14 protein-coding genes are annotated in these 14,077 nt (G+C 64.7%); 6 read left to right on the forward strand and 8 right to left on the reverse strand.

Going from position 1 to position 14,077, the window contains the following annotated elements:
• On the forward strand, positions 1-421 hold a 421-nt coding region (locus ACTHJ1_RS02670), incomplete at its 5' end, for an FCD domain-containing protein (protein WP_440187279.1).
• A gap of 34 nt (positions 422-455) precedes the next feature.
• Positions 456-1,580 carry a tRNA 2-thiouridine(34) synthase MnmA gene (mnmA, locus tag ACTHJ1_RS02675; RefSeq protein ID WP_440187281.1) on the forward strand — a complete coding sequence of 375 codons (1,125 nt, stop codon included), beginning with the start codon at positions 456-458 and terminating at the stop codon, positions 1,578-1,580.
• 34 nt (positions 1,581-1,614) lie between these two features.
• Here the strand turns inward: mnmA and ACTHJ1_RS02680 are convergent, their stop codons facing one another.
• Positions 1,615-2,223, reverse strand: a complete 609-nt coding sequence (locus ACTHJ1_RS02680) for a glutathione S-transferase (RefSeq protein ID WP_440187284.1) — start codon at positions 2,221-2,223, stop codon at positions 1,615-1,617.
• A gap of 162 nt (positions 2,224-2,385) precedes the next feature.
• Here ACTHJ1_RS02680 and purB point away from each other — a divergent pair, with 162 nt between their 5' ends.
• Positions 2,386-3,762: an adenylosuccinate lyase gene (gene purB, locus ACTHJ1_RS02685; protein ID WP_440187287.1), complete on the forward strand. Its 1,377-nt coding sequence runs from the start codon at positions 2,386-2,388 to the stop codon at positions 3,760-3,762.
• Between the two features lie 65 nt (positions 3,763-3,827).
• Here purB and ACTHJ1_RS02690 read toward each other — a convergent pair whose 3' ends face one another.
• The 3 genes from ACTHJ1_RS02690 to ACTHJ1_RS02700 all read right to left on the reverse strand — a co-directional run bounded on the left by ACTHJ1_RS02690 (position 3,828) and on the right by ACTHJ1_RS02700 (position 6,248).
• Positions 3,828-4,574: a hypothetical protein gene (locus ACTHJ1_RS02690; protein ID WP_440187290.1), complete on the reverse strand. Its 747-nt coding sequence runs from the start codon at positions 4,572-4,574 to the stop codon at positions 3,828-3,830.
• Positions 4,574-5,512: an ornithine cyclodeaminase family protein gene (locus ACTHJ1_RS02695; RefSeq protein WP_440187292.1), complete on the reverse strand. Its 939-nt coding sequence runs from the start codon at positions 5,510-5,512 to the stop codon at positions 4,574-4,576. Before ACTHJ1_RS02695 ends, ACTHJ1_RS02690 begins: the two co-directional genes overlap by 1 nt.
• 64 nt (positions 5,513-5,576) lie before the next feature.
• Positions 5,577-6,248 (reverse strand): cytochrome b/b6 domain-containing protein, encoded by a 672-nt coding sequence (locus ACTHJ1_RS02700; RefSeq protein WP_440187295.1) that lies wholly within the window; start codon positions 6,246-6,248, stop codon positions 5,577-5,579.
• A gap of 134 nt (positions 6,249-6,382) precedes the next feature.
• Here ACTHJ1_RS02700 and ACTHJ1_RS02705 point away from each other — a divergent pair, with 134 nt between their 5' ends.
• Positions 6,383-7,432 carry an AI-2E family transporter gene (locus tag ACTHJ1_RS02705; protein ID WP_440187298.1) on the forward strand — a complete coding sequence of 350 codons (1,050 nt, stop codon included), beginning with the start codon at positions 6,383-6,385 and terminating at the stop codon, positions 7,430-7,432.
• A gap of 78 nt (positions 7,433-7,510) precedes the next feature.
• Here ACTHJ1_RS02705 and ACTHJ1_RS02710 read toward each other — a convergent pair whose 3' ends face one another.
• The 4 genes from ACTHJ1_RS02710 to ACTHJ1_RS02725 all read right to left on the reverse strand — a co-directional run bounded on the left by ACTHJ1_RS02710 (position 7,511) and on the right by ACTHJ1_RS02725 (position 11,648).
• The gene (locus ACTHJ1_RS02710; protein ID WP_440187301.1) at positions 7,511-8,584 is read right to left on the reverse strand and encodes an OmpA/MotB family protein; all 1,074 of its coding nucleotides are present in this window, start codon (positions 8,582-8,584) and stop codon (positions 7,511-7,513) included.
• A complete protein-coding gene (locus ACTHJ1_RS02715; protein WP_440187304.1) occupies positions 8,581-9,426 on the reverse strand; it encodes a motility protein A in 846 nt (281 codons plus the stop codon). Before ACTHJ1_RS02715 ends, ACTHJ1_RS02710 begins: the two co-directional genes overlap by 4 nt.
• Positions 9,427-9,585: 159 nt before the next feature.
• A complete protein-coding gene (locus ACTHJ1_RS02720) occupies positions 9,586-11,157 on the reverse strand; it encodes a benzoate-CoA ligase family protein (protein WP_440187307.1) in 1,572 nt (523 codons plus the stop codon).
• Positions 11,158-11,177: 20 nt separating this feature from the next.
• The gene (locus tag ACTHJ1_RS02725; protein ID WP_440187310.1) at positions 11,178-11,648 is read right to left on the reverse strand and encodes a DUF4863 family protein; all 471 of its coding nucleotides are present in this window, start codon (positions 11,646-11,648) and stop codon (positions 11,178-11,180) included.
• A 164-nt stretch (positions 11,649-11,812) separates the two neighbouring features.
• On the opposite strand from ACTHJ1_RS02725, the gene ACTHJ1_RS02730 reads away from it, so the two are divergent.
• Positions 11,813-12,736 (forward strand): helix-turn-helix transcriptional regulator, encoded by a 924-nt coding sequence (locus ACTHJ1_RS02730; protein ID WP_440187313.1) that lies wholly within the window; start codon positions 11,813-11,815, stop codon positions 12,734-12,736.
• Between the two features lie 97 nt (positions 12,737-12,833).
• A partial coding sequence (gene boxC / locus ACTHJ1_RS02735) for a 2,3-epoxybenzoyl-CoA dihydrolase (RefSeq protein ID WP_440187316.1) occupies positions 12,834-14,077 on the forward strand: 1,244 nt, incomplete at its 3' end.

Consider the following 14,077-nt stretch of genomic DNA (forward strand, 5'->3'; position numbering starts at 1 on the left):
CGCCATCGGTGCGCCGGCGGTGCGCCTGGCTCTGGCCGAGCAAGAGCGCATCTGGCTGATACCGTCCGCCGAGCGCAGTGCCGACATGGTCCAGGTGGGGCTCTGGGACGAGGCCTTTCACTGCAGTCTGCTCGATGCCGCGGGCAATGCCGAAATGGCGCGGGTGCACCGCGAAATCACCGACCGCATCCGCGTGATCCGTCGGCTGGACTTCACCAAAAAGCACCGTGTGGACACCACCTACGAAGAGCACGCGCGCATACTGCGCGCCATCCTGGCCCAGCGCGCCGACGAAGCCTGCCGCCTGCTGGCCGCGCACATCGGCGCCAGTCAGGCCGAGGTGCGCAAGATCACCCTGCACGAGATCTATGAGGCCTGCCACGCCGATTCCGGCGCGGCGCAGGCCAAGGCGGCTAAATAAGGCTGTCTTCGCCTGGCGCTAAAATGCCGCCATCATGTCAGCTATATCCGTAAAAAAGGCCTCCAAGGGCCGCGTTGTCGTCGGTATGTCGGGCGGCGTCGATTCCTCGGTCACCGCCTGGCTGCTCAAGCAGCAGGGGTACGACGTCGTCGGCCTGTTCATGAAGAACTGGGAAGACGACGACGATTCCGAATACTGCTCCACCCGCCAGGACTTGCTGGACGCCGCCAGCGTGGCCGACCGCGTGGGCGTTGAGTTCGAATACGTCAACTTCGCCGCCGAATACAAGGATCGCGTCTTTGCCGACTTTCTGCGCGAATACTCGGCCGGCCGCACGCCCAACCCCGACGTGCTGTGCAACGCCGAAATCAAGTTCAAGGCCTTTCTCGACCATGCCATGTCGCTGGGCGCCGAGCACATCGCCACCGGCCACTATGCGCGGGTGCGCTGTGTGCAGGGCGCCGTCGGTTCCGAATACCAGTTGCTCAAGGCGCTGGACGGCAGCAAGGACCAGAGCTACTTTCTGCACCGGTTGAATCAGGCGCAGTTGGCGCGCACGCTGTTTCCGCTGGGAGAGATTCCCAAGACCGAGGTGCGCCGCATCGCGCACGAAATCGGCCTGCACAACGCCGCCAAGAAAGATTCCACCGGCATCTGCTTCATCGGCGAGCGGCCGTTTCGCGAATTCCTCAGCCGCTACCTGCCCACCGCGCCCGGCCCCATGCTCACGCCGGAAGGCCAGAGGGTCGGCACGCACCACGGACTGTCGTTCTACACGTTGGGCCAGCGCAAGGGCCTGGGCGTGGGCGGCATAAAGGGCAGGCAAAACGAGGACGGCACGGCGCATGCCTGGTATACCGCCCGCAAAGACCTGAACCAGAACACGCTCTATGTGGTGCAAGGCCACGATCACCCCTGGCTGCTATCCGGCTCGCTCAAAGCGCAGGATGCGAGCTGGGTGGCGGGCCACCCGCCCGCCGTCGGCCGCTACGGCGCCAAGACGCGCTACCGCCAGGCCGACGCCACCTGCGCGCTGTCTGCGGCGCAGGGCGAAAATTTCGTCTTGGAATTCGATCAACAACAATGGGCCGTGACGCCGGGCCAGTCTGCCGTGCTCTACGACGGCGACATCTGCCTGGGCGGCGGCATCATTGCGTGAAAAGGGCGCTAAAGCGCCCTATACCTGAAGCGCGCTAAACCTTCGGCACCGTATCGACGAACGACTGACGGATCGCCAGTTTGTCGAACAGCCGGGTCAGATTGGCGTGAGAGGCGCGCCAATCCAGATCGGGAAAGCGCAGATCCAGATAACCCAGCGCGCAACCGACGGCGATGTCGGCCAGCGTATAGTTGATGCCCATGCAGTATTGATGATCGCCCAGGCTCTTGTTCATGGCGTCGAGACTGGCGTGGATCTTGCTGAAATGCCGCTCGATCCACTCGGCGCTCTGCTGGGCTTCTGGCCGCATGCGTTCTCGGACGATCATCACGCTGGCGTCAAGCAGGCCATCCGCAATGGCTTCCCAGCATTTGACCGCAGCACGTTCGCGGCCGGATTGCGGCAGCAGACGTGCGACAGGAGAGAGTGTGTCGAGATATTCGACGATGACGCGCGAATCGAACAGGGCGCCTCCGTCTTCCATCACCAGGCAAGGTACCTTGCCCAGCGGGTTGTACTTCTGGATTTTCGTGTCGGGAGACCAGACGTTCTCGATTTCGATCTGATAGTCCAGTTTTTTGTCGGCCATGACAATCCGGACTTTGCGGACGTAGGGACTGGTAAGCGAGCCGATCAGTTTCATGGGTGACAGAATGCGAAGTCGGAAAGCGGGCGAAGTATAGCAGGGGGGCTTTCATTTTCCGATCAATTCCGCCGTGGCCGAGCGCGGAGCGATGCGCCGTTGCCACAGCCCTACAGAATCCAGGGTGCTAAAATTTTGCGCCTATTTCTTCCCAGAGCCGCCATGCAACTCGCCCAAGCGCTTACCGAACTCAATGCCCTGTCGCCGCTGGACGGCCGTTATGCCGCCCGAGGCGACGCCCTGCGCGGTCTGCTGTCCGAAGCCGGCTTCATGGCGCACCGCGTCGAGGTCGAAGTGGCTTGGCTCGTTGCCTTGTCGGACGCCAATCTGCCCGAGCTCGCGCCTTTCAGCAAAGGCGCGCGCGAGCGCCTGGGCGCGCTGGTCTCTGCTTTTTCAGAAGCCGACGCGCAACGCATCAAAGAGATCGAGCGCGTCACCAACCACGATGTCAAGGCCGTCGAATACTGGATGAAGGAAAAAGTGGCGGGCGACGATGAACTGTCGCGCGCCGCCGAATTCATTCACTTTGCCTGTACCTCCGAAGACATCAACAACACCTCGCACGCGCTGATGCTCACCCGCGCCCGCGATCAGGTGCTGGTGCCGCGCCTGCGCAGGCTGGCCGTAAAGCTCTCTGAAATGGCCGTGGCCTACTCGGCTCAGCCCATGCTGTCGCGCACCCACGGCCAACCCGCCAGCCCCACCACGCTGGGCAAGGAAATGGCCAACGTGGTCGAGCGTCTGACGCGCGCCATCGCCGCCATCGAAGCGGTCGAGCCGCTGGCCAAGATGAACGGCGCCACCGGCAACTACAACGCGCACACCTCGGCCTACCCCGAGGTGAACTGGCCCGAGTTCAGCCGCAAGGTGCTGGCCGGCCTGGGCCTGACGCAAAACCGTCACACGATTCAGATCGAACCGCACGACTGGATGGCGGCGCTGTTCGACGCGGTGGCGCGCGCCAACGTCATTCTTCTGGATCTGGACCGCGACATCTGGGGTTATGTATCGCTGGGCTATTTCAAGCAACGCCTGAAAGAAGGCGAGGTGGGCTCGTCCACCATGCCGCACAAGGTCAACCCCATCGACTTCGAAAACTCCGAGGGCAATCTGGGTCTGGCCAATGCCGTGCTGCGCCACTTGTCCGAAAAGCTGCCGGTATCGCGCTGGCAGCGCGATCTCACCGATTCCACCGTGCTGCGCAACCTGGGCGTGGGTTTTGGCTACAGCCTGGTGGCCTGGGATTCCTGTCTGCGCGGCCTGGACAAGCTCGAAGTCAACGCGGCGGCCATCGACGCCGACATCGACGCCTGCTGGGAAGTGCTGGCCGAGCCGGTGCAGACGGTCATGCGCCGCAACGGCCTGCCGCAGCCCTACGAGCAACTGAAGGCGCTCACGCGCGGCAAGGGCATCAATGAAGAAGGCCTGCGTGAATTCATCACCAGCCTGGCCTTGCCCGACGACGCCAAGCAGCGCCTGCTTGCCATGACCCCGCGCTCTTATGTGGGCCTGGCCGTGGAGCTTGCGCGCACGATATAGGCCGGCAAGGCCCTGCAAGCGCTGCCGCGCAGGCGTGTCGCCGAGGCGCGCGGCGCCGAGCTTGCTCAATTCTGGGCGCTGCGCCGGCCTCGGGCGTCGTAATCGCCGTTCTTGACCGTCATCGGATCGACGATGCGGCACCGTGCGTTGCGAATCTTGTCCGGCTCGCTCAGAGGCGCGATCTGCCAGGAACGGGTGTAGCTGCCGCCTGCCAGCCACCAGGTCTTTTCCACCACGCATTCCATCAAGGTGCATTGGCCGGGCGCGGCCAGGCCTGGCATCGAGCAGTTGGCGTGCTGCCCTCCCACCCAGGTCAGGCTATAGGTCGTTCGAACGCCCGACAGCTTGCGGCCGCTCTCGTAGCTGAATGCCAGGAGCTGTTCTTGCGGCGTGCCGGCGGTCGAGCCCTGAGCAATACCGTCGCTGTGGCGCACGAAGAATTCGAGCGGATGCCGGAATGCAAACAGCAGTATGGCCGCAGCCACCAGCAGCCAAACCATGCAGCCCAGTGTCCAGGCCAGCAGACTGCGGCCATATCCCAGCGGGCGCACGGCAATCGCAGCGACGCCGCTTGCCAGCGCGAACGTGCCCAGCAGGAGCGCCAGATGCGCGACCGTCCAGCGGGAGGTCTGCAGATATTGACCGATATGCGGCTTGAATGCGCAAGCGATCGCTGCCACGGCGAACAGGAACGTGATCAGCGCCCAGGCAATGAGAACCGCCGAGGCGGGCTCCCTGAGCGGCTGCTCCGGGTCGAGCGCCTCGTCGTAGTCTTCGTCGAGGTCGGGTTCGGGGTTGAGGTCGGTGCGCATCAGGAGTCCGATTCCATGGCAAGGCATGCCGCGGCAAGATCTTCGAGCGCGTTGCCCACAGCCTTGAATACGGTGATTTCGTCGGCGTTTTGCCGGCCTGCGCGCAGGCCGCGGCAAAGTTCGGCCATTTGTGCGCGGACCGACTCTTTGCGGAAAACCCCCGCGTTGATCGGCTCGAGCAGATCGCCCGCCTTGATCAAGGCCTCTTCGGTGTCGACGAACACCGAGGTGCCGACATAACAATCGTCGTCGCTTTCGCGCATGGTGGGCTTGAAACCGCCGATCAAGTCCAGGTGCATGCCGGGGCGCAGCCATTTGCCCTTGATCAGCGGGGCCGTGGACAGTGTCGCGCAGGAGACGATATCCGCCTGCGCGACGGCGGCCTCTAGATCCGCGGCATGCTCGGCATCGTAGCCGTCGAGCCTGAGCTGCGCCACGAGCCGCTTGGCGCTTTCATCGCGGATATTCCAGACCAGCACGCGCCGAATGGGCCGCACCGCGCTGTAAGCCTGGGGAATCACTGCCGCGACCTGACCGGTACCCACCAGCAGCAGCGTCGAGGCGTCCGGCCGGCTCAGATAGTGCGCCGCCAGCGCCGAGGCTGCGGCGGTGCGCCGCGACGTGATGGTGTCGCCGTCGAGCATGACGAGCGGCACGCCGGTTTGCGCGTCGAAAAGCATATAAGTCGAGTGCAGACCCGGCAGCCCGCGGTCGCGATTGCCGGGATAGATCGATACCGTCTTCAACCCGAGCTTCTTGCCGGGCTGCCACGCAGGCATGAGAAGGAACGTGCCGCTCGTAGCGGGATCGCCGTTGTCGATGGTGTGCGCATGGCGCAGCGGCACTTCGCAGCCTTCGCGAAACATCGAACGCAGCGCCTCGATCAGCCCGGGCATGGGTAGGCGGCGTGACGTTTCGTTCTTGTCGATTATCTGCATAAATATGAAAAAGAGTGGCGCCTGACCGGCGCGATTTGAATCAAGCGTTAAAGCCCGAGCTGGATCACGCCCCCAAGGATCGCAGCCACAGCACTAAGGCCGCCACGATGATGGCCAGAATCAGCGCCCGCAGCCGTACTGCGGCGCCGTCGGCGCTGGGTTGCACATCGGCCGGCAGATGCTCGGCGGGCATGTCGCCCGCGACCATGGCGCGTACCAGCGGTTCTTTTCTGACCAGCGTATGCCAGGTTACGGCCAGCAGGTGCAGGATCACCAGCGTGATGATGACCCATCGGTTGGCCTCGTGCAGCGAGGTAAGAAAGCCGGACGTGGCGGGGGAGACGGTGCCGTAGAGCGGGCCCTGGACCATGATGTCGTCGGTGGCGAAAAGACCGAGCACGGCCTGGACGCCCAGATCGATCAGCATGGCCAGCACCGACAGGGCGCCCAGGGGATTGTGGCCGGCGCTCTTGGCCGTGCCTGCGGCCAGGCCGCGCAGATAGGCTCCTATCGCGCGCGGGCCTTTGACGAAGCCAACGAAGCGCGCATGGCGCGGGCCGATGAAGCCCCAGACCACGCGAAAGATAACCAGGCCCATGACGGTCAGGCCGAAGCGCACATGCCAATCCATGTACAGCCCGCCGAGTTTCGCGCTGATGTAGGCGCCGACGACGCAGACGGCGAGGCTCCAGTGGAATAGGCGGGTGGGCAGGTCCCAGATGCGCACGCGGGTCATGGCGAAGGACGTTGGAGTTGAGGGGCTGCAGGCACTTTAGCATCAAGGCGCTTGCGGGAGGGCGGGAAACCGGGAAGCAAACGGGCGTGCACGGAGCGCAGCGGCTATGATCGGCCTTATTCGAGGAAAGACGCATGAATCGGTCCACCCTGATGCACGACAAGAATTTCCATGCTCTGCTGGCGCTGGTGTCGGTGGCTTTTCTATGGGTGCTGTGGCCGTTCTGGGGCGCGGTGTTCTGGGGCACGGTGCTGGCGATCATTTTCAACCCCGTGCAGCGCCGGCTCGTGGTGCGCCTGCGCGGCCGACGCAATCTGGCGGCCATAGTGACCATGCTGCTGGTGCTGGTGGTGGCGATCCTGCCGCTGGCCTTCATCGCCGGGTCGCTGGTAACAGAGGGCGCGGCGCTCTACCAGAGCACGCGCAGCGGCAGCCTGGATTTCGGCCTGTATTTCCAGCGGGCACAGGCGGCCTTGCCTGGTTGGCTGCACGATCTTCTCGCGCACTTCGATCTGTTCAACATGGACAGCCTGCGCGAAAAGCTGAGCCAGGGCGCCGTGCAGGCCAGCCGTTTCCTGGCGACCCGCGCGGTCAGCATCGGACAGGATACGTTCCAGTTCATGGTCAATCTCGGCATCATGTTGTATTTGCTGTTTTTCCTGCTTCGCGACGGTTCTGCGCTGTCGCGCCGCATGCTGCGCGCGATTCCCCTGAGCGACGCGCACAAAGAACCGCTCATGCAGAAGTTCACGACGGTGGTGCGAGCCACCGTCAAGGGCAATGTGGCGGTGGCCGCCGCACAAGGCGTGCTCGGAGGTTTCATCTTCTGGGCGCTGGGTATTCAGGGCGCGTTGCTGTGGGGCGTGATCATGGGCTTTTTGTCGCTGTTGCCGGCGATTGGCTCGGCCCTGGTGTGGGTGCCGGTGGCGGCATACTTCCTGCTCACCGGCGCCTTGTGGCAGGGAGTCGTCCTGGTCCTGTTCTGTGTCCTGGTGATCGGCATGGTGGACAACCTGCTGCGGCCCCTGCTGGTGGGCAAGGAGACCAAGCTGCCGGACTACATGATCCTGATTTCGACGCTGGGCGGCATGGCGCTGGTGGGCTTGAACGGCTTTGTGATCGGCCCGCTGGTGGCGGCGCTGTTCATGGCCGCCTGGGATTTGTTCTCGCCGCACGAGGACTGACTCGCCGCGGCATGGCCGCGGGCCTCGAGCAACGGCACGAGCCCTGTGACGCGCCGGCGCGCGCCAGGGTAAGGCCGGTCAGCGCTGCGGCACGACCGGTTTGGCGCCCGTGATCAGGATGCGGGCAGGCGGCTCGGGCACCGTGGGCTCGGCGGCCGGCCGTGCGGCCGCCTGAGCGACAGGCTGGATAGCTCGCTCAGCCGGTTTTGCGGCCGTTGCAGGCTCGTCGGGATGGTGCGGCTGAATCTGCAGAATCAACTCCACCCGCCGATTGGCCGCGCGTCCCTGCGGCGTGGCATTGGACTTGAGCGGCCGCGTGTCGGCGTAGCCGACGGCGCGCAGGCGCTCCTGGCCGACGCCGTCGCGTATCAGTGCGCGCAGCACGCTGGTGGCGCGGCTGGTCGACAGCTCCCAGTTCGACGGGAATTGCCGGGTATTGATGGGCTGGTTGTCGCTATGGCCTTCCACCGATACCGGGTACTTGGTGCGATTTATCACCACGGCCAGCTTCTTGAGCACGGCCAGGCCCTCGGGGTTGAGCGTGTCCTGGCCGGACGGGAAGAGCAGTTCGTTGCTGATGCGGAAGCTGATCGACTGGCTGTTGATCACGACCTGCACGTCCTTGCCCAGGTTCTCCAGGCCCAGTTCCTTGATGGAAGGCGTCTTCATGGGCGGGGCGGCCGGCAGGCCCGGCTGCTCGGAGCGCGGCAGCGGTCCGACGTCGGCCGGATTGACGGGCGGCAACTCCCCGGGCATGGGCACCTTGGCCCAGCCGGCCGGAACCAGCGGCGTCGCGTCGAACTTGAGCGGTCCTTGATAGACCGGCAGCCCGTGACTGTCGACCGAGCCGACCAGGACCGCGGGCACGGACGCGGCCTTGTGCGCCGGCGGCAGTCGCGAAATGCCCAGCATGACCACTAGCATGGCCAGCAGCAGCGTGAGCATGTCCAGATAGGTCAGCAGCCAGTTGTCGGACTCGTGGTCGACGAGCTCGGGCACGTGCCAACGCGAAAAACGGCCGCCCTCCGCCAGACTTTGGCGGGCAGGGGAAAAATTGCGCTGGCGCGCGGCTTCTCGCTTGCGCTGATCGACCAGATCGGCCAGCGAAGGCCGGTGGCGCGGCTGGATTATGGTCTCGGGGCCATCGCTCATGGCCGGCCCGTCACCTTCAAGGACGGGGCGCGCTGGCGGCGCGCGCGCCTGACGGGAGGCGTCACGGGCCCGCCATCGTAGATTTCGTCTTCGACGTGCAGCATGAAGGAGTTGAGCGTCTCGCGCACCAGCGCCGGGCCGCGACGCTCGCACATCATCGAGACGCCCTGCATGATCATGTTCAGCAGCACGACGCGCTGCTCAGTGCGGCGCTCGAGCTTGACGGCGATGGGCTTGCAAATGAGGTTGGACAGCAGCAGGCCGTAGAACGTGGCCATGAGCGCGATGCTCAGGTGATGGCCGATGAGGTCCATGCCGCCCGTACCCAGCACGGTCATCAGGCTGACCAGGCCGATCAGGGTACCCAGCATGCCGAAGGCCGGCGCGAAGCTGGCCATCGTGCGGAACATCTGCGATTCGGCGTGCTCTCTCGCGCGCAGCCGGGCGATACGCCACTGCAGCAGCTCGATGATCTGTTCTTCGGGCGTGTGGTTGATGATGAGCTGCACGCCCGTGCGCAGGAAGGGGTTGGTCACCTTCTTGAGCGCTTCTTCGGCCTTGTGCACATCTTCGTTCATCCAGAGCTGGGCCAGGCCGCTCAGCTCGTCGATGTCGCGCTGGGTGTCGAGCTTGTCGCTGCGGAAGATGGCGCCCAGCAGGTGCGGGATGCGCAGCACCTCGCGCATGGGATAGCTGATGAACAGCGCCGCCAGCGTACCGCCGATCACGATGATCAGGCCCGGCAGGTTCAGGTAGGCCCAGCTGTTGATGGCCGAAAACACCAGCACCAGGATGACGGTGATCAGGCCAAGGACGAAGCCGATGAGAGTGGAAGGATTCATGTGTGCGCTGCGTGCCCCGAGGAAATCGGCCCGATATGGGTATGGGCCGCCCGGCGCCAGGCCGGGGAGGGGATATCCTAGCGGAATTCTAGCCAGCGCCGCTTGCCGGCAATCGGCGAAAAAGGGGAGAAAGAATAGGTTTTTGCAAGGAAATCTTTGTCAAACCTGCGCAGGCGAGGCGGCGCTCTCTCGTTGTCGCAAGCGAAAACGCTGTATTTTTCCCGTCGCGGTCTTGGGCAGTTCTTCGATGAAGTCGATTTCCCTGGGGTACTTGAAAGGCGCGAGCCGGGTCTTGACGTAGTTCTGCAACGCTGCGCAGGTGTCGGCTCCGGCCGTGTGGCCATCGCGCAGCACCACAAAGGCCTTGGTCTTGACCAGGCCGTCATGGTCGGCCACGCCGATCACCGCGGCCTCGAGCACGGCCTCGTGCTGGATCAGCACGTTTTCCACCTCGATCGGCGATACATACTGGCCGCTGACCTTGATCATGTCGTCGCTGCGCCCGGCGTAGGTGTAGTAGCCCTCGGCGTCGCACTGGTATTTGTCGCCGCTCTTTAACCAGTCGCCCAGGAAGCTCTGGCGGGTTTTTTCTCGGTTGTTCCAGTACATCAAGGCTGTGCTGGGGCCCTTGATGTAGAGGTCGCCGATGGTGCCCGGCGCCACAGGCCTGCCCTGGTCGTCGCGCAGTTCGACTTCGTAGCCCGGCACGGGCTGGCCTGTGGTGCCGTAGCGCAGCGCGCCCGCGCGGTTGGAAATGAAGATATGCAGCATCTCGGTCGAGCCGATGCCGTCGAGGATCTCGCAGCCGAAATGGCGCGTATAGCGCTCGCCGATGTCGCGCGGCAGCGCTTCGCCGGCCGAGGCGCAAACGCGCATCGCCACCTTTTCGCGCGGCGGCAGGTCGGGCGAGGCCAGCATGCTGGCGTAGAGCGTGGGCACGCCGTAAAACACCGTTGGGCGGTGCTCGGTCAGGCGCTTGAACACGGCCTGCGGCGTGGGGCGCTCACCCATCAGCACCACGGTGGCACCTACCGACAGCGGAAAGGTCAGTCCGTTGCCCAGGCCGTAGGCGAAGAAAAGCTTGGCCGCGGAAAACGCCACATCGTCTTCGCGTATGCCGAGGATGGGCTTGCCATACAGCTCGGCGGTATGCCATAGGTTGCCGTGGGTATGCACCACACCCTTGGGTTTGCCGGTCGAGCCGGAGGAATAAAGCCAAAAAGCGATCTCGTCGGCCTGCGTGCGCGCTGCAGGAACGCGCGGCGCGGCCGAGAGCAGGGTTTCGAACTCGGCCGCGCCGGCTGGCAGCGGCCCGGTCGGCTGCGACACCACGACCTGCTCGACATCGTGCCCGCTCTGGGCCAGCGCGGCCTGCAGCGTGGGCAGCAGGCCGCCCGAAACGAAGGCGGCGCGCGCGCGGCTGTGCCGCAGCATATAGGCGTAATCGTCGACCGACAGCAGCGTGTTGACCGCCACCGGCACGACGCCCGCGTGCAGCGCGCCCAAAAAAACCACGGGCCAGTCCACGGTGTCGTGCTGCAGCAGCAGGACGCGCTCTTCACGGCGCAGTCCCAGGCCTTGCAGCAGCCCGGCAAAGCGCGTCACGCGCTCGGCCAGTTCGCCATAGCTCAGACGCCGATCATCATCGATATAGGCTGTCTTGCCGGCGCGTCCGACGTTCAGGTCTGCCAGGTGGCTGGCGAAATTCAATTCGGCGGGGCATGTGCTCATGAGAATGTCGTCCGGATGCATCAATGACGGGTGAATTCAATGGCGCCTTGCGGCAGCAGGTACAGCACCAGCGCACGGCCGCCGCTGACGGTGGGGCTGTGCGCCGAGCCGGGGCCGTAGACCAGCCAGCCCGCCTCGTGGCCGTCGAAGCGGGCCGGCCCGGCCAGCGGCATGATCAAGTCGATCTCGCCGTTCGGGTGCGTGTGGTGCGGGCCGGTCAGGTCGTTCATGTCCACGACGTCGACCGAATAGCCGCCCAGGTCCTGGGCCGGCTTGATGACGCGGCCGTAACGGATGCCGCCGCCTTCGTGCTTGCACATCCAGCCGGCCGCGACGGCGCCCTTGCAGGCCTCGAAAATGTCGCGGAAGGCGGTGCTATGGGGGCCGAACTCGCGGTTCAGCCGCTCTTGCAGAGCCGGCCCCGGCGTTTCGCCGGCGATGCTGTCGGTGACCGCGCGTATCAGCTCGCGGAATTGCTCGGGTGTGCTCATGATGTCTCCCGTACACTCAGGCCCGTTCTGTAAGGGGCGGCGTCGTCGCCCCAGCAGGCTTTACTTGCTGCGTGGGTGGAAAAATAATGCGCTTTTATGGACGGGTCAAGCAATATAATGCATGATATGAATGAATCCTTCCTGATCCGGGAGTCGGCACGACCATGAGCGAAGCGCTAGACCGGGTTTCAGCGTCGCCGCTGCGCGAAACGACGGCACAGTCTGAAAGCTCCTTTTTGGCCGCCCTGGGCGAGCGGGTGCGGCGTCTGCGCGCCATCCGCGGCATGACGCGCAAGGGCCTGGCGCAGGCCACGGGCGTGTCCGAGAGGCACCTGGCCAATCTCGAACAGGGCGTGGGCAACGCCTCCATTCTGGTGCTGCGGCAGATCGCTCGCGCATTCGGCTGTGCGCTGGCCGAGCTGGTGGGCGACGTCACGACCGGGTCGCCCGAATGGTTGTTGATCCGCGATTTGCTCGACGGCCGCGGCGAGGACGAACTGCAGCGCGCTCGCGAAGCCCTGACACAGTTGTTCGGGGCCGACAGCGAACGCGCCGGACGCATGCGGCGCATCGCGCTCATCGGGTTGCGCGGCGCGGGCAAGTCCACGCTGGGCCAGATGCTGGCCGACGACCTGGACTATCCCTTTGTCGAGCTGAACCGCGAGATCGAGCGCGTGGCCGGATGCGGCCTGCTCGAAATTCATAATCTCTACGGGCCCAGCGCCTATCGTCGCTATGAACGCCGGGCGCTGGAGGAGGCGATGCAGCTCTACCCTGAGATGGTGCTGGCTACGCCGGGTGGTCTCGTCTCCGAGCCTGCCGCATACAACCTGTTGCTCGAGCGCTGCTACACCATCTGGTTGCGCGCCACGCCGGAAGATCACATGAGCCGAGTCATGGCGCAGGGCGACTTCCGGCCCATGTCGGGCAACAACGAAGCCATGGCCGATCTCAAGCGCATTTTGTCCGGCCGCGAAGCGTTCTACGCCAAAGCCGACCTTACCTGGAACACCAGCGGCCTGTCGTTGGAAGACAGTTTCGTCGGTCTGCGAGATCAGGTGCGCAAGGCGGCAGGAGCGCTGGCATAGAAAAATGTTGATTTCTGCAGTTTAGTGCATTATTCTGCTGCTCATGAATTATTGTGCGTGTTAAATTTTCCGACATGCACCCAGAAGGAGACAGGCCATGAGCAGCACGACCCCGCAGGTGGACTTCCGCACCGACCCTCAGCAGTACCGCCACTGGCGCCTGAGCTTCCAAGGCCCGGTCGCCACCCTGGCCATGGACGTAGCCGAGGACGGCGGTCTGCGCCCCGGCTACAAGCTTAAGCTCAACTCCTACGATCTGGGCGTGGACATTGAGCTGCACGATGCGCTGCAGCGCATTCGCTTCGAGCATCCCGAGGTTCGGACGGTCGTGCTGACCAGCATGAAGGAACGCATCTTCTGCTCGGGGGCCAACATCTTCATGCTGGGCCTGTCATCGCATGCCTGGAAGGTGAACTTCTGCAAGTTCACCAACGAAACCCGCAACGGCATCGAAGACTCCAGCCGCCACAGCGGCCTCAAATTCATTGCGGCGGTCAACGGCGCTTGCGCCGGAGGCGGCTACGAGCTGGCGCTGGCCTGCGACGAGATCCTGCTCGTCGATGACCGCTCCTCGTCGGTCGCGCTGCCCGAAGTGCCGCTGCTGGGGGTGCTGCCCGGCACCGGCGGCCTCACCCGCGTGACCGATAAACGCCGCGTGCGCCACGACCACGCCGACATTTTCTGCACCCTGGTCGAAGGCGTGCGCGGCGAGCGCGCCAAGGCCTGGCGCCTGGTCGACGAGGTGATCAAGCCCGCACAATTTTCCGCGGCCGTCCAGGCCCGCGCGCTGGAACTGGCCGCCGGCAGCGACCGTCCGGGCGAGGGCGCGCAAGGCATCGCCTTGACGCGCCTTGAGCGCACCGAAAAGGTCGACGGCATCGCCTATCAATACGTGGATGTGCGCATCGAGCGGGACAAGCGTCTGGCCACCTGGACGGTGCGCGCGCCTCAGTCGCCCCTGCCGCAGGGCATCGAAGCCATCGTCGCCGCAGGCGCCGCCTGGTGGCCGCTGCAGGTGGCGCGCGAGCTGGACGACGCCATCCTGCATCTGCGCGCCAATGAACTGGATATCGGCACCTGGGTCTTCAAGACCGAAGGCGACGCGCAGGCCGTGCTGGCAGCCGACGCCGACCTGCAGGCGCATGCCGATCATTGGTTCGTGCGCGAAACTGCGGGCATGCTGCGCCGTACGCTGGCGCGCCTGGATGTGACCTCCCGTTCGCTTTTCGCCTTTATCGAACCGGGTTCGTGCTTTGCAGGCACGCTGTTCGAGCTGGCCCTGGCTGCCGACCGTATTTACATGCTGGACGATGCCCAAGCCGAGTCGCCTGCAAGTATCGT

Origin of the sequence: Bordetella sp., assembly GCF_051960075.1 — a bacterium.
GTDB lineage: Bacteria > Pseudomonadota > Gammaproteobacteria > Burkholderiales > Burkholderiaceae_B > Bordetella.